Consider the following 19,691-nt stretch of genomic DNA (forward strand, 5'->3'; position numbering starts at 1 on the left):
GCTCTCGGTCTAATCACAATAAACACAAAGACTTACACTCTAATTTTCACTTTGCTTATTAAGGCTATGGTGATCCTTCTGATTGTTGGTAATGTGATTACCTTTCACCATTTCCTCTTCCTTGTGCCTACTGTCCAAATTGTCTTTGTTTTCAGGCCTTGCCCGGGGATTCTGGCTTTGACTCATCGTCCCCGAATTCTGTGACTGTTTCATGACAACTGTTTGTTTGATTATGCTCTTAATAATCTAATTATCGTGCCAGAGATTCCAGTCAAAAGATTATAATACTTCTATTCCGTCGGTGCAATTGTGCGTCTGGTACCTTCATAAAGCTCGTATTCCAGTAAGCGACAGTCGATTTTACCAGAATAGAGCTCAATTCTGCGTTTGGCTTTCAAGCCAATTTTCTTGGCCAGATCCAGGTTGCCGGTAAAGATGTACCCGGAATATCCTCCACACTTTTGTTTCATAAAATCACCAATTCGTCCATAAGTTTCTTCAAGTTCCTGCTCTTCGCCCAACCGCTCGCCGTATTCGGGATTGACAAAAAAGACCCCCTTATTTTCTTGTGAAATCTCTGTATCAGCAAAATCGCAAACCGAAAACTCGATCATATTTGCCACTCCGGCAGCAATTGCGTTCTTCTTAGCATTTTCAATCGCTTTCTCGCTATGGTCGGTTGCAATGATCCTCAAACCGGGAGCCTCGGTAATCTGAGCTTCCACTTTGTCCTGTTCTGCATAATAAAACTCTTTGTCGTAACCGTGGAAATACATGAAAGAGTAATTATTCCTGAAAAGGCCAGGTTTGCTGTTGGTAGCGATCAATGCAGCTTCTATCGCCAGTGTGCCCGCGCCGCACATTGGATTAATGAATGCAGATTTCCTGTCCCACTTACTCGCCAGGATTGTAGCTGAGGCAAGTGATTCGAGCATAGGCGCCTGTCCTGGGATTTTGCGGTAACCGTGGCGGGCGATCGTTTCTCCCGATGTATCGATAAAGATCTCTGCCTGGTCTTCTTTCCAGAAAAGATGTACCACAGCCCGGTCCATTTCAGAACCCGACGAAGGCCGAATGCCCTTTTTCGCCCTGATCCGGTCAACGATCGCATCTTTGACCTTCACATTCACAAACATCGAGTTGTTCACAGTTTCATTGTGAACATTGCTGGTTACCGAAAAAAAACCGTCTTCCGGCAAAAGATCTTCCCAGGGTATTTCGGATAAAAAGCGGTACACGTCGGTCGCATTCCTGGAAGTGAATTTACCCAGACTATACAACACCTGACTTGCACAGTATAGGTTGATATTCAATCTGATACAGTCATTTACTGTACCTGTAATGCGAATGCCGGTCGCAAACGTTTCTTCTACCTCATAGCCGAGTTCCTTTACTTCCTGTTCCAGAAAAGGAGCCAGGCGACGGTAGCAGGTGATAATGACATTGGCCGGGGTATTATATATTGACATCGGAAATTATGAGCGTTAATGGCCTGCAAACATACTAAGAATATTGCTGGCTGATCAACTCGTGACAGATCCGGGCGCCCGCCATACCGCCCGCAGCAACTGCGCCGGAGACGGATCTTGCCATTGCGGTGTTATCACCAGCTGCAAAAATGCCGGCTATATTGGTCTTCTGAGTTGGATCCACAACAATGTAACCTTGCGGGTTTAATGCGCATCCGAGCTGTTCCGGAAGCTGGCAATGTTGTGCAAATGGTGGTCGCGAATACAGTGCATTCAATTGGTGTGTTTCCTGATCGGCGAATACGAGCTGGCTGATGTACCCATTTTCATGCTCGATTTTTGTGATGATTTTCTCGTTGAGGGCGACACCGATTCGAGTTAAAGTTGCTCTTGTATGATCGTCAAATGTGGCCGGGCCGTTTGTGAAAATGGTCAGTTTCGGTGTCCAGTTCCGGATTAGTTTTGCAAAGTCAAGCGTCATTTCACCATTCGTCAAAATTCCTGTTTCTTCGTCGCGGTACTCGTATCCGTGGCAAAACGGGCAATGTATCACACTAATCCCCCAGCATTCGGAATGGCCGGGCAGGTCGGGCATCAGATCTTTCACGCCGGTCGCGAAGAGCAGTTTTTTGGCTTTCAGCTGCTGTCCTTTTTGCGTGCCGATCGTAAAATCATTGTCGGTGCCGGAAGCATTTACCACCAGATCTTCTATAAAATGAACGGTCGGGTAGGCGAGTACCTGCTCCTTTGCAGAGGCGGTAATGGCGGCTGGCGTGTCGCCGTCGTGGGTGATAAAATTGTGTGAATGCGGGGTTTGTGCATTGCAGGGTTTACCGCTGTCGATAATTGCCACTTTCCACAACGAGCGGCCGAGCGCCATGCCAGCGGATAATCCGGCATAGCTACCGCCGACGATCACTACATCAAAATCCTGTTCAGATATCATTTGTTTTTTTGTTTAAATGTCTCAAATGTGAGACATGCATGGATAAAAAAATTTACAGTCCTATTCCCCGGCTGAATGAAAACCAGCCTAGCTTCTTAACTACTTCTAAATCGTTTTTCGGATTATTTCTGGAAGAAACGGAAGCACCTACAATACCCTGGAACAACTGGTGCATCCATTCCACTGTCATCATCGAGCTGATCAGCCCTTCCTTTTGAAGATATTGCAAATGCGATTTCCAGACCGAGAAAGTATCATCATATTCTGCACATTCCTTGTCATGTGCACGATGATCGTGGTCATGTAAAGTGTGTAGTTTGTGTAGAAAAGTGTCTTTGGTACCGCATTCTACCCCTGCATAAAACATATATTCAAGTCGCTTTACGGGATCTTCGGTACTGTCATACGCTTTCTGCATAGCCTTGTGACAAGCTTTTCTGATCTCCGTTTTGCATTTCAGCATCAGCTCGTTCCGATCCTTAAAATACCTGTGGAGTGTCCGCCGCGTTATCTGCGCCTTTTCTGCCACCTTTTCCAAAGGCGCAGAAAGGTCCTCATTGAAAATAAGGATCGCCGCTTCAATGATACTTTGCTCGGTGTCTTTCAAGGTTGTTTTTCTTTTTTGCAAATGTAAGTAATATGTCTCAAATGTGGGACATATTATTTTGTTATGTAAAAATTAATGTGACCGAATCATAAGACTGACGTCTAAACAAGAATTCAACTTGTTTAGCCAGACTTCTGATGAAGAAACTATTACTGCTTTTTACCATTTGGGTAAATCAGCTTGCCGCCCAGCCTACCAGCACGCAAAACTACATCCTGACGCGCACCTACAAACAAACCGGCGCGGCGGCGGGCGATGTGGGCAAAGTATCGACCCAGGTCCAGTACTTTGACGGGCTGGGAAGACTGGTTCAAAATGTCGAGGTGTGCCAAAGTCCGTCGGGTTCCGATTTGATAGGCGCTTCCAGCTACGTTTTGGGAAGGCTATCTCAAAAGCATTTGCCTTACCCGGCAGCGGGCAGCGGCGCTTTTCAGGCAAATGCAGCCGCGGCTTCTGCAAGCTTTTATCAATCGGCACCGGCTGGGTTGGATGCTTCGGATGTGGGCAAACCTTACCAGCAAACTTTCTATGAAAAGTCGCCCCTGGGCAGGGTTACCGGCCAGCAGGCTGCGGGCAGTAAGAGCGCAGCTTCGGTTATCAAACACAAGGTCAATGCAGCCAATCAGGTCAAACGCTACGATTTCGACCTAAGTAACAATACTTTATCGCAGGCTGGCCACTACGCGGCAGGAAGCCTGTACTGGCTCAATGAGACCGACGAGGCGGGGAATGTGACCAATACCTTTACTGATAAGCTCGGCCAAATGGTTTGCAAACAGATAGTCGCCTCCGCCCAGCAGACTCTTTCGACCTACTATGTTCACGATGATCTGGGGCTATTGCGGGCGGTTTTACAGCCGGGCTATCAGGATAACCCCTCACTTTCCGAGCAGGCTTTCACTTACAACTACGACGAGCGCGGCAGGAATATCACCAAAACCATCCCCGGCGCTGGCACAACCGAGCTGGTTTATGACCGCTTTAACAGGCCAGCACTTTCGCGGAATGCAGGCCAGGCCGCGCATGGGGTTTGGGGTTTTACCAAATACGATGGAAGAAACCGGCCAATTGCCACTGGCGAGATCGCCTCTGCATTAAACCGCGCAGACTGGGCAGCAGCAGTGGATGTCGGAATACTTCACCACGAAGAGCGCAATAACGCACAAACAGCGGGCTATACCCTGGACAAAACAGCGCCGAAAAATGCGACAGAAGCCAGTCTGCTCACCCTTACCTTTTACGATGATTACGCTTTTTCCAAAGGAGCCAATCTGGATTATAGTCCAGTATACTATCCCGCAAACAATGCCAATGTAAAAGGCTACTCGACAGGCAGCCGCGCCAGGGTACTTCCCGGAGCAGGTGGCACCGGCGGTTGGCTGACTACGGTCAACTACTACGATGCCGAGTACCGGCCCCTGCAAACAAGTCGCGAGCTATACGGACTGGGTGTCGGCGCAATTGAAAGAATATCCACCCAATACCTGTACGATCTGGCGCCGGTAGTAGCCGAGCAGAAAACCGAGCAGATTCTAGGTGGCAACAATACCAACACGCACGTTGCCACCTACACCTACGACCATGCAGACCGTCTTTTAAGCACGCATGAAAAGGTGAGCGCGCCCACTGGTTCGCACGAAGCCAACACGGTCGCCAGGCGGTACAACCAGCTTGGCCAGCTTTACACGCAGTGGTTGCATTCCAAAGATGGGAGCTACTTTCTGAGAAAAACCGCTTATACCCACAACATCCGCAGCTGGCAGACCTCGGCCAAAACTGTCTACAAAAAGCAAAACGATGGCCCAGAGCTTCCCATCTTCGGCTACGGACTGGCTTACCTGAAAGGGAACAGCTATACAAACGGAAACATCAGTCAAATGGACTGGCAGGACAAAACCCTGCCTGCAAAAGGGCTGAGTTTCACCTATGACGGCGCAAACCGGCTGACCGCCTCGACCGGGATCAACGGCTATACCGACACCGAGCAATCGATTAGTTACGATGCAAACGGCAACCTGAAAACCCTCACCCGCGCCGGCTCAGCCCAGGACCAGCTGGCTTACGCCTACTCAGGCAACAGGCTCACCTCAGTCACCGACAATTCAGCCAGCAATACCGGGCTAAAAGCGGGGCTAAGTAGCTACGCCTACGACGCAAGCGGCAATATGACCACCGACGGCGGGCGCAATGCGACCATCAACTACAACCAGTTGGACCTTGCCAAAACAGTCAAGATCGGGGCAAAGACATTTACCTACGACTACGATGCGACAGGAAGGAAGCTGCAATATGTCGCCGACACGATCACGCTGCAATACGCAGGGATCTTCGAGTACCGAAAAGCAGGCAATGTCAGTAGCTTGTACCGGGTGCAGCTCGCGGCTGGACAAGCAGCCATAGTGGCCGGCAAACCTGTTTTTCATTATGCATTAAAAGACCATCTGGGCAGCACCAGGCTGGTTTTCAATGAAAAAGGCAGCACCTTGCAACGGACGGATTACTATCCTTTCGGGCTGAGCATCAACCGCGACGGGGCGGCACCAAAGGTGCAGGATTGGGCGAGCCGCTATCTGTACAACGGCAAAGAGCGGCAAGTTGGCACAGGCTACCTGGACTATGGCGCGCGGATGTACATGCCGGAAGTCGGCCGGTGGGGCACAACCGACCCAATGAGCGAGGCAGCAAGACGTTTTAGCCCATACACCTACGGCAACGATAATCCGCTTATCTTCATCGACCCGGACGGCATGCAAAGCTGGCACTTCGAAGGAAAGGCGGCCGAGGAAATGTTCCGGCAGGAGCAGCGGGATCAGGAAGACCGCGAGAAGAAGCGGGCTGAGAAGGACAAACCGTTTGGGTTGTTGGCGCGCATGAAGGCGACCGGCTGGGAGCCTGGGCAGAGTTTGCCGGTTGTGGATGGGATTGAGAGTGATCATACGATTGACTTCACGATCATTCCGATTGCTAAGCCATTAGAATGGCTGGTTAAGCCGCTTGTTGGGTTGGTGCGGGCGCAGTGGTTGGGGAGGGTTGGAGCGAAGGAAGGAACAAGCCTACTGAAACCCATGGGGCTAGGTTCTACCGGCAGGGCAGAGGCGGCAAATCTAACAGAACAACTGGCTATGAAGGAAATAATATCAAACCCCGCAATTGGTAATATTGTGAACCTAAAAAAAGGAATGACGGATACTAGATGGCCCCAGGCAGACGGTTGGAGGAAGATGTCATGGAATAACGCAGGAGTTGAAATACACTACGTCGGACAGTGGTCTAATGGCGTTTTAAAAGCAGTTGATGATTTCAAATTCAAATAACATGAAAATAACTTGTAAAGCAACGACCTGGAAGAGATCTGATCAAAACAATATGGACATGGTTCACTTAAATATTGTGGATTATACATTCGGAGGTTATGGATTGGAATTAGGTAATACATATCTTGTAATGGGAGTCGTATCTTACAAAGATTCCAACACAATATATTATTTAATAGATACCTATGGAAAACCATATTGGTTTCCGTCCCAGTTGTTTGAAATATTAGACCATTCATTACCAAATGATTGGTTTATAAACATTTATAGCGGAAGCGAAACTAGCAACGTGAACAGTTTGCTTGGATTTGATGAATTGGTAAGAAATGAGGACTTTCATGACCAATTAATAGAAAGAGATGAGGAGGTACTACGTCTTTATTTCAAAAGAAAAATCGAGTTAGAGCAAAGCTATAAGTAGGTATAACCATAAAAGTGGCATAAATATTGGGGCAAACAACAAAAGCGGACTTTTGTAGGGTAATGTTTATGGAATGTATCGAGAAAATAATAAATTGGAAAGAACAGTTGTCGAAATTTGAAGAAACAAATAATGGGAAATCTGCAATTTCTTTAATGCAAGAAACTATTAATATAAATGGTAGCAGTATAGAAGCGTATTTGAGTTTCAACTACTTACTTATGAATTTGTTAGTCGAAGAAGAATACGACTCCAATGATCATGATTACTATGCTGGATTATTAAAGAAATATTTTATCGAATCTTATGATAAATTTTCTTATGACCCAAAATATCTTTTCTATATCGCACATATAGCTAGAATGTCTGAATGGTATTTCAATATTGAAATTTCAGATGCTCAAAGTATGATGGAAAAGGCATCAGAGCTTGAACCTGATAGTATTCTTTACAAATGGGCTAAGTGCTGTGATTTAGATATGCGGGATTCTAGCAATGTGGAAAAAATGATTCTCTATGCTAAGCATGCCTTGTTAGATACAAACGTTAAAGAGGAATTGAAATCTAATGGAGCACTAGGCCAATACCTGTTAGATTTACTTAGGTATTGGAGCAAAAAGAAACTTGATAGGTAACTTCAAGAATAAAGGCGACCAACTTGCAGCCGGGTCAGCAGCTGCCAGTTATAGATGGTATTGAAAGTGATCATACGATTGACTTCACGATCATTCCTATTGCTAAACCGTTAGAATGGCTGGTTAAGCCGCTTGTTGGGTTGGTCAGGGCGCAGTGGTTGGGTAATGCTGCTGTAAAAAAGAGCATTACAACAGCAGAAGGGACAGAAATTACCGGATTCGCTAAACATGGCCTAAATAGAACTATATAGAGAGGAGTTAAGCCCAATGCTATTTTGGATGCAATAAAAAATCCTTTGAAAACTGGAAATATTGTAACTGACCCGTTAGGACGACAGATCAACGCTTTATCGGCCAATTTGGCGAGGTAGTTGTCAATCCTCAAACAGGGAAAATTATATCCACCAATCCAACATCTTCATCTAAATCGGCAACTTCTTAAAAAATTAAAGGAATGAAAGTTAAATTAGGTAAAAATCACATAAGTTATCTTATTAATAATCTCTATCAAGAACAAGAATCGTTCAAGAATATACTAATACAGATTAGTGACGAAATTCCTTCTGTCATTTTTGAAGTTGATGATGATTCGGCAGATGCAATAAGAGACTGGGCAGGCGAACAATTACAGAAAATCGGATTTGATATCAACTACGAATTGAATTACGAAGGTAAAATATTAGAGGAATTGATAGATATATTTTATGCCGGATGATAATAGAAGTTAGGACTTATTCAGGAGATATTATTCGGTAAAACATTTTCGCAAGCAGATGGAGAAAAAGTATTTTACACGAAGTGACACCAGGTAATTTTAATGCAGAAATTAAAAATCAAACGACTGGTAAGGTTATTACAACGATGAGTAACTTATGCTGATAAGCAGGGTGCGAAAATAGACAAACTTAGCTTAGGTGAAAATGTAACAATTTACTTCTATGAGAACGAAAATACTATATCAGAGAATTAAATCGACATGTTCAGTATCTAGAAAAAGATGGCAGATTGTACTTCAAGCGAACAGATTTCTCAAAAAATGGTGGCTTCGTTTTATGCGGAATGTCACTGTTACTGATAGTCTTTGGCTATGTATTATGGAAGGCGAGAAAAATTAGCTATTGACAATCTTCTTCGGGTCTTGGCACTATTTCATACAATCAGCATATTTAAACAGTAATTAAATGAAAAACACACTAACCATATTTATCCTCTTATCCATTTGCACCGCACAAACCTGCTCTTCTCAAGACCAACCAAAGCCAGTCAGCCAGGAATACGAATCCTGTTGCGGTACACAGCCGGTTGAATTTTCTTATCAGAAGAAGCGAATTTATGTGCCCAATGTTTTTACACCTAATAACGATGGCGTGAATGATTATTTCGTACCATTTGTGAATGATATTGTTACCGATGTGTGGGGCTTTACCATATACAGTGCTCTCGGTGATACAATACTTTATCAAAAACCTTATTTCAATTCAAAAATGGCAATTGCTGAGTATGGTTGAGATGGATTAAGGCCTGACGGTTCGCGGTATAAAGGGCTGTTTAAATATAAAATGCGTGTGGATGACATAGAAGCAACGAAACACATTGTGGCAGGTCAGGCATGTGCTCTCATCTGTGGAAGTGAATCGGAGGTTTTTAAAACAAAAACCGGATGCTACTATCCCATCCAGGCAGGCAAGGACGGTACGATAGATAGATCAATTGCGAATGCGGAAAAGGATTGCTTCTAGTATAAAGAAGTGTCTCAAATCCCGTTCAACTCCGCTTCCGTGAATGCTTTTTCGCGGCCGGTAAGTTTTTGTCTTACGCGGGTAACTTCTTCCGTGGTCACATTGTCGGCATTGTTGCGCCACGATTTGCGGATGAAGCTCAGGAGTTGCGCGATGTCTTCGTTGGGCATATCCTTGTCGTAGCCGATTCCCGGCATATCGCCGCTTACCTCCGGCGTTTGGTAAATGTGACCGTTTACACGCACCGGGCCGGTAAGACCGAACAGGATAATGGAGATCAGCTTGTCTTTGCTGCCAGTTACCCATTCCGATTGGTTCAATGGTGGCGCGAGTGATTTTACGCCGCCGCCATCTGCGCCGTGGCAGGTCTGGCAAATGGACGTAAACAGTGCTTCTCCCTTTGGAAACTGCCTTTTCAGCATAGCAGGATCGCGGTTACCCTGCGCACTTCTCACTCCGGTGATGACTTTTTGAAGCTGTTTGTTGATAACCAGATTCTGGTCGTTCAGTGAAGCGGTCAACTCGGTTTGGAAAATTTCTTCCTGACCTTCCAGATTACTGATCACCGCGTCAGCGACGAAGCGGTTGTTCGGGTATTTGGTAGCCAGTTTGGTCAGCAAATTTTTCGATATGACCGTATCGAATTTTGAAATGTTTTTACACAAAAATGCCACATAAGGCGCGGAAAGCGTATCGTTGTTAGTAATCAGATCATCGAATACCGTAGTCAGCTGCTGGTAAGAACCTGGCGTCATAATTGCCGGGGCTACTGCCAAAGCCTGCATTCTGTAAGTCCAGTCCGGGCGTCTCAGCCAGGCGAGTACCTCTTCGGTTTTGAGTGAATTTAATCCTTCCAATGTCCATAGTGCATGAATCGCGAGCAGTGGATTCGCAGTTTGCTTCACAGCGTCGCGCAATGCCGAAACCGTCTGGTTATATTTCCCATCGACGAGTTTTTGCTGCGCCCGGTCGCGTACCCAGCCGTTTGCGTGGCCCAACAACTTCACCAGCTCGCCCGCTTCGCTTGGGATCATGACCGGTTTCGCCGGCGATTTTTTCGGGACAACTTTATAAATCCGTCCGCTTGAAAGTGGCTGCGTCAGCTCCCTCTTGCCGATCTGCTCTTTCAGGTAAGGAGTCAAATACGTTTTGTGCTGGATAATACCGCGGTACATATCGAGAATATACATCGCGCCGTCGGGTGCATTATACAAGCTTACAGGCCGAAAACGTTCGTCGGTGCTTGCCAGGAATTCTTTTCCTTTATACGCCTGCTCGCCTTTGACTACATATCCTTTCTGAGCCAGAATATTGCGTTTGATCAGATTCGCCGAAGGTTCAGGGACAAATGCATTGAATTCATAAGCCTGACCAAAAAGATCGCCGCGGTACACAACAGGACCGGCTGCGGCGGTAAAATCGTTGAGACGCAAACTGTCATCGAGGATATTTTTCATGTAACCGCGATTCACGCCCGGAGTGGGGTGAAGAGGGTATACTTTATTGTTGGCTACCGATTTTTCATTGTAGCCAGCCACACCCTTCTGGTTTTTGTTAGAAGCGCCCACACCCGCCGGAAAATAGTCTCCGATCAGGTTTTGAGAGTTATTGTTGTAGTAAAGTCTGCCATAATTATCCTGACAAATGCCCCATTGACCACGAAAATGCGTCCGTTCGATCAGCCATTTGTTACCTTGTTTGCGATAACGTTTGTCTGATTTCGCATTGTATATCCAGTTGTCCATCGCGCGGAGCAGGCCGTTTGGCTGGTGCTCCACATTGCCGCCTTCTGTGTATTTAGGATCAACCAATACCCGTTTTCCAGCTTTGTCATTCTTCAATTCATAAAACCAAAGATTCGTCGGCTCAGCTACCAGAATACCGTTTTCGATCAGGCAAATCGCTCTTGGCAGGATCAGGGAATCGATTATAACTTTCCGATCGTCGTAAACACCGTCTTTATTTTTGTCTTCCAGAATAACAATATTACCATTAGGAATTTCCTCACCGGTACCGATGGTATCGGGCATGTAACCGGTCATTTCCACCACCCACATTCTCGCCTGATCGTCAAACTGCATGGCGACCGGCGCACTTACCAGCGGCTCAGCTGCAACCAGCTTCACTTCAAAACCCTCCTCAATCTGCATCAGACCAATAGTTTTTTCAGGCGCAATAAATGGAGATCCTGACGGTTTTTTAGCCGGAGCTTCCTCTTTCGCTGTTTCAACGGTATTACTTGCAGTAGTCCCGGTTGTGGTCTGCTTGTTGGTTTTGCAGTAGACCAGCGAAAACGAGAGGGCCAGGAAGAGGAACGGATATCGGTACTTTTTCATTTCAAGAAGTTATTCCTGCGGTTCAATGGTGTTTTATCTAAAAATCAATCTCTTAACGCTTCTTCGACGGGTTTCATATTCTTGGTCAGAAAATGTATGATGATCCAGGCGAGAAAGTACGCCAGTCCGCAGATCACGAACAGTACATTGTAACCCGCGCCGATATTGCCGACGCCCTTGTAATAGTCAAGCAATGCACCCACCACCAGCGGGAAGAAAGTGGATCCCAGTGAGCCCGCCATTCCACCAATACCCACCACCGAGCTAACTGCACGTTTGGGGAACATGTCGGAAACAACTGTAAAAATATTCGCGCTCCAAGCCTGGTGCGCTGCCGCTGCAATACTGATAATCCCAACCACAACCCACACATTGCTGGCAAACTGCGCCAAAATGATAGGCAATACGGCGAATGCAACGATCAGTAGTGCCATTTTCCGCGCTCTCAGCGGCTGCCAGCCTTTTTTAATCAAATAAGAAGAAAGGTAACCCCCGCCGATACTACCAAAGGTGGTAGCTGTATAAACGATCGCGAGATGCAGACTTGGCTTTTTAAGGTCCAGATCGAATGTAGTCGCAAAGTAGGAGGGTAGCCAGAAAAGGAAGAACCACCAGATGGGGTCGGTCAGGAATTTACCTACAATAAAAACCCACGACTGACGCAGTTTCAGCAATTTTGTCCAGTGAATAGGGGATTGATCTTCACCTTCAACCACTTCATTATCAATATGAATGTACGCATATTCTTCGGGAGATACTTTTTTGTGGCGGGACGGGATTTCGTAGAATAACCACCAGAAAATCAGCCAGACAAAACCCAGGGCACCGGTGATCAGAAACGCTTCCTGCCAGCCGTAAGCGCCGAGCAGCCAGGGAACCAGGATAGGCGCGGCAACTGCCCCAATGCTGGTACCGGAGTTGAATATACCTGTGGCCAATGCACGTTCGCGTTTAGGAAACCATTCCGCAGTCGCTTTTACCGCGGCCGGAAAGTTACCTGATTCGCCAAGCCCCAAAAGTGCCCGAACAGCGCCGAAACCAAACGTGGTTTTCACAAATGCATGCAGGATCGCAGCAATACTCCACACTACAATAGAAACTGCGTAGCCCATTTTAGAGCCGATCTTGTCAATAATATTCCCGAAAACAATGTAACCCAGCGCGTAGCAGGCCGCAAAGATCATGACAATATTGGCGTAGTCCGATTCGGTCCAGTTGAACTCGACTTCCAGTGTGGGTTTTAGCAGCCCAAGAATCTGTCTGTCGATGTAATTAATGGTGGTTGCAAAAAATAGGAGCGCACAAATAATCCAGCGGTAATTGCCAATTTTGGGTTGTTCCATAATAAGGTACTTGTTCTTGGATTCGGGAATGGTTTAAAAACTATTGTCTCGGATAAGACTGTTGTTTCAGCATTCTACCCCTTACCGGAACGGCAAAGACTTCAAAAAAAGAATCCCGCCAGGTGACCGGCAGGATTCGTATAAATGCATATTCCAGGGCAGATCAGGTAATCGGATAAGCGAGTTGCGCTTTGATCAGCTCGGCTTCGTTCGTAAGATCGAGGCGCAACGGGGTGATAGATACGAAGTGATTTTCAATCGCCCAGCGGTCGGTGCCTTCTTCGGCGGGTTCGAGCGGAACAACTGTAAACCAGTAATGCTTCCGGCCCATGGGATCCAGGCCGGGGACGATATTGTTATCATACAGCCGCACCGATTGTCTGGTCCAGCGCACGCCTTGCGGTTTGTGCGGGAAATTGACGTTAACCAGATTAAGGTGAGGATTTTTAAATAAAAGATCCAGTGCCTTTTCCACGAATGGGTCCAGCGCATCGAAATCGGGCTCAATATCAGTTGGGGTACTCAGTGCAATACCTTTGATCCCGAACAGCACCGCCTGCTTGGCTGCTGCAAGTGTACCCGAATGCCACATGGCGTTGCCCAGGTTGGGGCCGAGGTTGATTCCGGAAAGAACCACGTCCGGCTTATCCCACAAATGCTGGCCGAGCGCCACACAGTCTGCCGGGGTACCATTCACGCGGTAAGCGTCGATTCCGCCGAAATCGATCGGCGATTTTTTATAAGATAGTGGGCGTGATGCAGTTATTGCGTGACCCATTGAAGATTGCTCTACATCGGGGGCTACTATTTTGACTTCGCCAAATCTCGCTGCTATTTTCGCTAGTGCTGCGATTCCGGGACTGTAAATTCCATCGTCGTTTGTTACCAGGATTTTCATACGTATATCATTTTTACGTTTGTTTTAATAAAATTGTGCCTGGTATGTTTTTTGAACATTCTGTATAGTCCTAAATTGATTTTATGAAAAAAACCACTCTTTTACATAACCCCACCGCGGGGGACAACGATTTCAGCAAGAAAGAACTGACCAAGTTGATTAAAAAAGAAGGTTTTGAGTGCGCTTACGCCTCCGTTAAGGAGGATGATTGGGATAACTTTCAGGAAGATTCGGATTTTCTGGCAATTGCAGGAGGAGACGGAACTGTGCGGCGCGTGGCAAAAGCATTGATGAACAGAACGCGACTTCAAAAGGAATTCCCGCTCGCGCTACTCCCTCACGGAACCGCCAACAATGTGGCCTGTGCGCTGGGTATTGAAGGTGACGCAAAGGATATTATCCGGCAGTGGCATCACCAGAGCCTGAAACCGTTCGATATCGGCAAAGTGGAGGGTTTTGGGGAAGAGGTATTCTTTCTTGAAGCTTTTGGGCTGGGGATTTTTCCAAAGCTGATGAAAGTGATGAGTAAGCTGGAACCTGAAATCGGCGACAGCGCCGAGGAAAAGCTGGATGCGGCCAAGAGGGCAATGCTTGAAATTATTCAGACGTATGAAGCTCATCACTGCCAGATTATAGCCGATGAAAAGGAATATTCTGGGCACTATATCATGATAGAAGTAATGAATATCCGCTCCATCGGCCCCAATCTGATCCTCGCGCCCGACGCGGACCCAGGCGATGGGATATTGGAACTCGTGCTGGTTGAAGATGTGGACCGGAAAAAATTGGAATCGCGCCTAAAAAATGAAATAGACGAAGCCGGACAGGAATTTAAATTCAAAACGATCCGTGCCAGGCGGGTGCAGATCACGTGTGACTGGAAAGACGCGCACGTCGACGATGAGCGGATCAAGGCAGCTAAGCTCGCGAAAATCAATATCCAGGTAATGCCGTCAATGCTCGAATTCTTACTTGCCGAGAAGTAACCTGAATGCTAGAACCTGAATTTGGTGTTCTTGAAAACTTCGTCTACCCAGAGCTGATGCATTTTTCCTGAAAAGTGAAGGTTATCCCTCGCAATGAGCGTGGGATCATTTAATGCGCGGCGGGAAATCGGGGTAATATCAATGAACAGCACTTTTTCTTTGTCGCATTCCGCCTTCGCAACAGCGTTCAGTTCGTCGATTTCCTTTTCGACGGTTTCCCGATTTTCGATCCCAAACGGAGTAACGCCCCAATCCGGCGTTGAAAGCACGAAAACCTGACCAGGTTCTCCTCCCGCGTAAGCGATACTTTTGAGCAGTAACTCCCGAAACTCCACGCGATACTCTTCGAGGCTACGTCCCTGATATTGATTATTGACGCCAATCAGAAGTGAAACAATATCGTAGTTTTCCTTTGGGTTAAAATTGGTAAGTGCAAGAAGCAGATCGCCCGTTGTCCAGCCGGTGCGGGCGATGATGTAGGGATTCTGCACGGGCCTGCCTCTGTTATTCATAGCTTGGGCAAACAGAACCGGCCACCTGTCTCTTTCCTCCACACTTTCCCCGATCGTATAGGAATCGCCAAGTGCGAGGTAACGCCTGCCTGTTTGATCGCCGCCTGGATTTCCTGCCACGGGAGTTTTGTCTCCGCAGGCCGCCAGCATCAAGGCAATGCATATGATTTTGAATATCGATCTCATATCTAATATACCTCAAAAAGTACATTATGGATCGATAAGGATAATTTTTAACGGTGTTAAATTTTCTGGATAGTGCAGTTAATGCATTCACGCCATGACGGCAATAAGTTGTAATGTCACTTCCGCGAGCTTTTCATCACCTGTCAAATCTATATTCTCCCTCGCCTCTGTTGGAGATATTGCTTTTGTAAAAAGTTTCCAGGCTATTTCCGCAGGGATAAGAACGCCCGCGTCCTGTATTCCCGAGTGCGAAGTTGTGATTTCCCAGCTGTTCTCATTCTTGGTCAAAAACCACTTGAATTCTCTTTCGATGCGAATGGTAATGCTAATCACAGTCCCAGTCGGCGCATCTGTATTCCGATAGGTGTGCGGAAGGCCGCGCAGTGATGTGGCCATGAAAGGATAAAACAGCGCGTCGGTTATGATCCCCTGCCTGTCCGTCGCTTCCCTGATCTGTTGCTGGTGGTGCCACTTCTCCGTGTATTCCCTTGCAATGTGAAACCAGTTTTTGGAAACTGCCTCACCAGCCCAGGCCACGGGAAATATAGCATCTGAATGCAACTCCTCGGCTGCAATTAATGCTGAATACTGCCGGCCGGTACTTTCAAGCAGGTCGATCATTACTTCCGGGCTCAACCTTTTGGTCGCCTTGACCCAGTCTGCATTGAGTAAATTTAGATAGGCGATCAGGTCAGCATACGAATTGATTTCCCGATCTGGTGGTGCGGAATGTCCGTCGCGCAGCAGTGAGATCATCCGTAAGTTTCCATCGAGCAAATGGGATGCAACGTCTTTAACTGTCCAGAGCCGGGCCACGGTTGGTTTTTGCCAATCCGCTGTCGATAATGATCTGAGGAGCTCTATCAATTTTTCATCCAGCGCCGGAAACAGGTGTCTGGTTTCAATAATCGCTTTCATAAGTGGCTTTTTTCGATGTAGAAGGTGCGGTTCTTTTAAATGTAATTTTCAAAAAATTGTCACGAAAAAACGTATTTTTTGTCTGGTTCATCCGTCAATTTGGTACTTTTGACGCCGGTTTAAGGTTCTGCCGGACGAATTAACCAGTTACCCCGACACCAATTGTCCGGCCCATTTAAGCAAATTGAAATGACTTATTGTTTAGGAATAAAAGTAAAGGAAGGACTTGTCGCACTGGCGGATACGCGCATTACCGCAGGCACGAATACGACGGTCAAAAAGAAAATGTACGTCACTCAGCACGACAACTATTCGATGTTCATCATGACGAGCGGGCTGCGGTCGGTGCGGGATAAGGCGGTGCATTATTTTGAGGAGCTGATCAATGAGGGCGTGGTTTACAATAAGCTTTATAAAGCTGTAAATGCATTCGGCGAGCAAATTAAGCGCGTTGCCGAAGAAGATAGGGCCAATCTTGAAAAGTCTGGCTTCAAATTCAACCTGAATACCATCGTAGGCGGGCAGCTGAAAGATGATAAGGAGCACAAGTTGTTTTTATTGTATTCAGAAGGAAACTGGGTGGAGCTCGACGAGGGCTCGCCTTACGTGATCATAGGAAATTCCGGCCAGGGAAAGGCTATTTTGAACAGGGTATTGAACCAGGAATCAACCATGAAACAGGCGCTGAAAGCCGGGTTTCTCTCTTTCGATTCCACGCGCGTCAGTAACAATGATGTGGACTTCCCAATTGATGTGGTTTTGTATAAAAAAGACAGTTTCGCAATTGTAGAGCACCGCTATGAGCAGAAAGATTTGCAGGTGATCTCCGAAATGTGGGCTGATAAATTGAAAGATGCGCTTGACGATATTCCGGAGGAATGGATGGACCAAAGCTTCGAAAAAATTCCAAGCCCCGGAACCGTTTAACGATTCCGGGGCTTTGGCCTAGTCTATATATTATGATCGGCTCAGAATGCTTCATGCATCCTGAGCCGATCTTTTTATATCAGCTTGGCATTACATCTTTGCCCTGCCTCTTCGCGATTGACAATAGTAATGCAGGCAGCAAAATCAGGTTGGTACACATTGCCACAAGCAGGGTAATAGACACCATCACACCCATAGCAGCAGTTCCCCCAAAGCTCGAAGCGGCAAATATCGAAAAGCCGCAAAACAAGATTACCGCCGTGTAGATCATGCTAAGCCCGGTACCGAAAATCGATTTCGTGACTGCATTCGAAGGCGATAGTCCGTTCATAAGCTCTTCCCGATAACGGGTAAGAAAGTACACGGTACCGTCCGATGCAATTCCGAAGGTGATACTGAAAATCAGGATCGTAGTCGGTTTAAAATAGATATCAAAGTAACCCATAATTCCGGCCGTCAATGCCAGCGGAATCAGACAGGGCAATTTTGACAATAAGATAATAGGTATTGACCGAAACAGTACCATACCAACAATCGCTATTAGCACGATTGCGATCAGAAGGCTTTCATAGAGGTTACTGAGCAGATAATCGTTGCTTTTGAGAAATACCAGACTGTGTCCGGTAAGACTTACCTTGTATTTCTCGGGACTAAAAATAGAGTCCACTTTCGGGCGGATCTGGTTCATCAGTTCCTTAATCCGCTCCGAACCTACGTCGGCCATTTGAAAGCTTACCCGGGTCACGCTCTTGTCCTCATTCAGAAAAGAGTTCAGCTGTTTGGCCGCTCCCTGCTGTCCCTGAACGTAGTTAGTCAGTTTATTTAATTCCAAAACGCCCGGCAATGCAAAGTATTTAGCATCGCCGCCGCGGTAAGCCTGGTACAAAAAGCGGGACGCTTCCACAATGGAAAGTGGTTTCGAAAACTCGGGAAACTTCGCCATTTCGTTTTGAAATGCCTTAATCTTATAAAGTGCCTCTGCCTGGTCGCCGAAAACGCCGTTGGGCTGCTTCGTATTGATCATTACCTCGAAAGGAAGCACACCATTGAAGTTTTTCTCGAAAAACCGGAGGTCGGTATACACCACATCTTTCTTAGGAAGATCGTCGACCACATAACCGATGGTTTTTATTTTCTGCATTCCAAAAACCGAAACGATGATCATCACGACCATCGCCATGTAGATCTCTTTACGGCGATTGTGTACGAGATAATCGATTTTACGCAAAAACCCGATTGCCCATCTACCTTCCAGATGTTTGAGGTGACGCGCTTTCGGCGTGCTCATATAGTGCAGCGTAATAGGCAGCAGCAGCAGACAAAGCACATAAGTGACCATAACGCTGATCGCGGCGACGATGCCGAATTCAACCAAAAGGCTGCTATTGGTGAAGTAAAACACCCCAAATCCGATCGCCGTGGTCATATTGGCGAGAAAGGTGGAAAGGCCGATCTGCCGGATCATTTGCATCAGCGCTTCATCCTTGTTGTTGTGCGAGATCAGCTCTGACTGGTATTTGTTGATCAGGAAAACACAATTCGGCACACCGATCACAATCAGCAGCGGCGGGATCAATCCGGTGAGTGCCGTGATCTTGTAATTAAATAAATGCAATATCCCCACAGAGAAGACAACACCGATCAATACCACTACAATGGAAAGTAATGTGAGCCGGAGGGAACGGAAAAACGCCCACAGAATAAGTAAGGTCACGAAAACGGCCAGTCCCATGAACAGCTGCATTTCGCCCGATATCTTCTTCATGTTGACCGTCCTGATGTAGGGCATCCCCGAATAATGCAGGTCGGTGTTATATTTCGTAGCGAAGGTTTCCGCCATTTGCTCGATATCATCTACGATCGTCAGGCGGCGCTTCGAATTCAGTTCTTTATCATTGAAAGTCACGACGATCAAGGTCGCATTCGTCTTGGTATTGATCACAAGTCCCTCATAGATAGGCAGATTTGTAATTTCCTTTTTCAGACTATCCGCCTCCGCCTGCGTTTCGGGCATTTGCCTGATCACCGGCGCGAAGTCAAACCTGGTCAGACTATCATTTCGGACGATTTTGTAAACGTTGGCGAGCGACAGCACGCTTTTAATACCTGCGGAAGCCTTGATCTCTTCCGAGAGCTTGTACCAATCGCGAAATTTATCGATGTTAAATAGCTCCGGATCCTGCCAGCCTATTACCATTACGCTGCCATCTTCCCCGAATAATTTCCGGAAATCTTGATATTCCTTTTCTACGGGATCGTTGGAAGGGAGAATTCTTGCAAAGTTATAGGAGAGTTCAATTTTACTGGCCTCGAAAGCCATGAAGACTGTTGACACCAGCACGAGCGCAACCCACACAAACCGGTAACGGATAATGTAAGTCGCTATTTTATTCCACATATTTATTTCGTCAGGTTAAAAAAAGTCGCAATATAGGCACAGGGAAGTAAATGAGG

At 46.6% G+C, this 19,691-nt stretch carries 17 protein-coding genes; 7 read left to right on the forward strand and 10 right to left on the reverse strand.

The window, feature by feature from the left end:
* Positions 1–39: 39 nt before the first annotated feature.
* The 4 genes from LZG94_RS08405 to LZG94_RS08420 all read right to left on the reverse strand — a co-directional run bounded on the left by LZG94_RS08405 (position 40) and on the right by LZG94_RS08420 (position 3,022).
* The gene (locus LZG94_RS08405; protein ID WP_233791479.1) at positions 40–213 is read right to left on the reverse strand and encodes a hypothetical protein; all 174 of its coding nucleotides are present in this window, start codon (positions 211–213) and stop codon (positions 40–42) included.
* A 77-nt stretch (positions 214–290) separates the two neighbouring features.
* Entirely contained in the window at positions 291–1,469 is a 1,179-nt protein-coding gene (locus LZG94_RS08410) for a class I SAM-dependent RNA methyltransferase (RefSeq protein WP_233791480.1), read from the reverse strand.
* Between the two features lie 34 nt (positions 1,470–1,503).
* A complete protein-coding gene (locus tag LZG94_RS08415; protein WP_233791481.1) occupies positions 1,504–2,415 on the reverse strand; it encodes an NAD(P)/FAD-dependent oxidoreductase in 912 nt (303 codons plus the stop codon).
* A gap of 52 nt (positions 2,416–2,467) precedes the next feature.
* Positions 2,468–3,022 (reverse strand): TetR/AcrR family transcriptional regulator, encoded by a 555-nt coding sequence (locus LZG94_RS08420; RefSeq protein WP_233791482.1) that lies wholly within the window; start codon positions 3,020–3,022, stop codon positions 2,468–2,470.
* A 137-nt stretch (positions 3,023–3,159) separates the two neighbouring features.
* Between LZG94_RS08420 and LZG94_RS08425 the strand changes: the two genes are divergently transcribed.
* From LZG94_RS08425 to LZG94_RS08445, 5 genes are all read left to right on the forward strand, one after another.
* Positions 3,160–6,336 (forward strand): RHS repeat domain-containing protein, encoded by a 3,177-nt coding sequence (locus tag LZG94_RS08425; RefSeq protein ID WP_233791483.1) that lies wholly within the window; start codon positions 3,160–3,162, stop codon positions 6,334–6,336.
* The gene (locus LZG94_RS08430; RefSeq protein WP_233791484.1) at positions 6,317–6,757 is read left to right on the forward strand and encodes a hypothetical protein; all 441 of its coding nucleotides are present in this window, start codon (positions 6,317–6,319) and stop codon (positions 6,755–6,757) included. Before LZG94_RS08425 ends, LZG94_RS08430 begins: the two co-directional genes overlap by 20 nt.
* Before the next feature lie 26 nt (positions 6,758–6,783).
* Positions 6,784–7,392: a hypothetical protein gene (locus LZG94_RS08435; protein ID WP_233791485.1), complete on the forward strand. Its 609-nt coding sequence runs from the start codon at positions 6,784–6,786 to the stop codon at positions 7,390–7,392.
* A gap of 454 nt (positions 7,393–7,846) precedes the next feature.
* A complete protein-coding gene (locus LZG94_RS08440; RefSeq protein ID WP_233791486.1) occupies positions 7,847–8,107 on the forward strand; it encodes a hypothetical protein in 261 nt (86 codons plus the stop codon).
* 466 nt (positions 8,108–8,573) lie between these two features.
* Positions 8,574–8,900, forward strand: coding sequence for a gliding motility-associated C-terminal domain-containing protein (locus LZG94_RS08445; RefSeq protein ID WP_233791487.1), 327 nt, complete (start codon positions 8,574–8,576; stop codon positions 8,898–8,900).
* A 245-nt stretch (positions 8,901–9,145) separates the two neighbouring features.
* Here the strand turns inward: LZG94_RS08445 and LZG94_RS08450 are convergent, their stop codons facing one another.
* The 3 genes from LZG94_RS08450 to surE form a co-directional block, all read right to left on the reverse strand.
* A complete protein-coding gene (locus tag LZG94_RS08450) occupies positions 9,146–11,467 on the reverse strand; it encodes a c-type cytochrome (RefSeq protein ID WP_233791488.1) in 2,322 nt (773 codons plus the stop codon).
* 44 nt (positions 11,468–11,511) lie between these two features.
* Positions 11,512–12,810 carry an MFS transporter gene (locus LZG94_RS08455; protein ID WP_233791489.1) on the reverse strand — a complete coding sequence of 433 codons (1,299 nt, stop codon included), beginning with the start codon at positions 12,808–12,810 and terminating at the stop codon, positions 11,512–11,514.
* A gap of 163 nt (positions 12,811–12,973) precedes the next feature.
* Entirely contained in the window at positions 12,974–13,708 is a 735-nt protein-coding gene (gene surE / locus LZG94_RS08460) for a 5'/3'-nucleotidase SurE (RefSeq protein ID WP_233791490.1), read from the reverse strand.
* Between the two features lie 83 nt (positions 13,709–13,791).
* Between surE and LZG94_RS08465 the strand changes: the two genes are divergently transcribed.
* Entirely contained in the window at positions 13,792–14,694 is a 903-nt protein-coding gene (locus LZG94_RS08465) for a diacylglycerol kinase family protein (protein WP_233791491.1), read from the forward strand.
* A gap of 8 nt (positions 14,695–14,702) precedes the next feature.
* Here LZG94_RS08465 and LZG94_RS08470 read toward each other — a convergent pair whose 3' ends face one another.
* Together LZG94_RS08470 and LZG94_RS08475 are read right to left on the reverse strand one after the other, a co-directional pair.
* Complete coding sequence (locus tag LZG94_RS08470) at positions 14,703–15,392, reverse strand: SGNH/GDSL hydrolase family protein (protein WP_233791492.1); 690 nt, start codon at positions 15,390–15,392, stop codon at positions 14,703–14,705.
* An 87-nt stretch (positions 15,393–15,479) separates the two neighbouring features.
* Positions 15,480–16,310, reverse strand: a complete 831-nt coding sequence (locus LZG94_RS08475) for a maleylpyruvate isomerase N-terminal domain-containing protein (protein WP_233791493.1) — start codon at positions 16,308–16,310, stop codon at positions 15,480–15,482.
* A gap of 189 nt (positions 16,311–16,499) precedes the next feature.
* Between LZG94_RS08475 and LZG94_RS08480 the strand changes: the two genes are divergently transcribed.
* Positions 16,500–17,237: a peptidase gene (locus LZG94_RS08480; RefSeq protein WP_215233001.1), complete on the forward strand. Its 738-nt coding sequence runs from the start codon at positions 16,500–16,502 to the stop codon at positions 17,235–17,237.
* A 79-nt stretch (positions 17,238–17,316) separates the two neighbouring features.
* Here LZG94_RS08480 and LZG94_RS08485 read toward each other — a convergent pair whose 3' ends face one another.
* Positions 17,317–19,635: an RND family transporter gene (locus LZG94_RS08485; protein ID WP_233791494.1), complete on the reverse strand. Its 2,319-nt coding sequence runs from the start codon at positions 19,633–19,635 to the stop codon at positions 17,317–17,319.
* Positions 19,636–19,691: the final 56 nt, after the last annotated feature.

This window comes from Dyadobacter sp. CY343 (assembly GCF_021390335.1).
Classification (GTDB): Bacteria; Bacteroidota; Bacteroidia; order Cytophagales; family Spirosomataceae; genus Dyadobacter.

Bases quoted from the DNA above. Each gene is read 5' to 3' on its own strand.
- LZG94_RS08405 (WP_233791479.1), bottom strand. From the start codon at position 213: ATGAAACAGTCACAGAATTCGGGGACGATGAGTCAAAGCCAGAATCCC.
- LZG94_RS08410 (WP_233791480.1), bottom strand. From the start codon at position 1,469: ATGTCAATATATAATACCCCGGCCAATGTCATTATCACCTGCTACCGT.
- LZG94_RS08415 (WP_233791481.1), bottom strand. From the start codon at position 2,415: ATGATATCTGAACAGGATTTTGATGTAGTGATCGTCGGCGGTAGCTAT.
- LZG94_RS08425 (WP_233791483.1), top strand. From the start codon at position 3,160: ATGAAGAAACTATTACTGCTTTTTACCATTTGGGTAAATCAGCTTGCC.
- LZG94_RS08430 (WP_233791484.1), top strand. From the start codon at position 6,317: ATGATTTCAAATTCAAATAACATGAAAATAACTTGTAAAGCAACGACC.
- LZG94_RS08440 (WP_233791486.1), top strand. From the start codon at position 7,847: ATGAAAGTTAAATTAGGTAAAAATCACATAAGTTATCTTATTAATAAT.
- LZG94_RS08445 (WP_233791487.1), top strand. From the start codon at position 8,574: ATGAAAAACACACTAACCATATTTATCCTCTTATCCATTTGCACCGCA.
- LZG94_RS08450 (WP_233791488.1), bottom strand. From the start codon at position 11,467: ATGAAAAAGTACCGATATCCGTTCCTCTTCCTGGCCCTCTCGTTTTCG.
- LZG94_RS08455 (WP_233791489.1), bottom strand. From the start codon at position 12,810: ATGGAACAACCCAAAATTGGCAATTACCGCTGGATTATTTGTGCGCTC.
- surE (WP_233791490.1), bottom strand. From the start codon at position 13,708: ATGAAAATCCTGGTAACAAACGACGATGGAATTTACAGTCCCGGAATC.
- LZG94_RS08465 (WP_233791491.1), top strand. From the start codon at position 13,792: ATGAAAAAAACCACTCTTTTACATAACCCCACCGCGGGGGACAACGAT.
- LZG94_RS08470 (WP_233791492.1), bottom strand. From the start codon at position 15,392: ATGAGATCGATATTCAAAATCATATGCATTGCCTTGATGCTGGCGGCC.
- LZG94_RS08475 (WP_233791493.1), bottom strand. From the start codon at position 16,310: ATGAAAGCGATTATTGAAACCAGACACCTGTTTCCGGCGCTGGATGAA.
- LZG94_RS08480 (WP_215233001.1), top strand. From the start codon at position 16,500: ATGACTTATTGTTTAGGAATAAAAGTAAAGGAAGGACTTGTCGCACTG.
- LZG94_RS08485 (WP_233791494.1), bottom strand. From the start codon at position 19,635: ATGTGGAATAAAATAGCGACTTACATTATCCGTTACCGGTTTGTGTGG.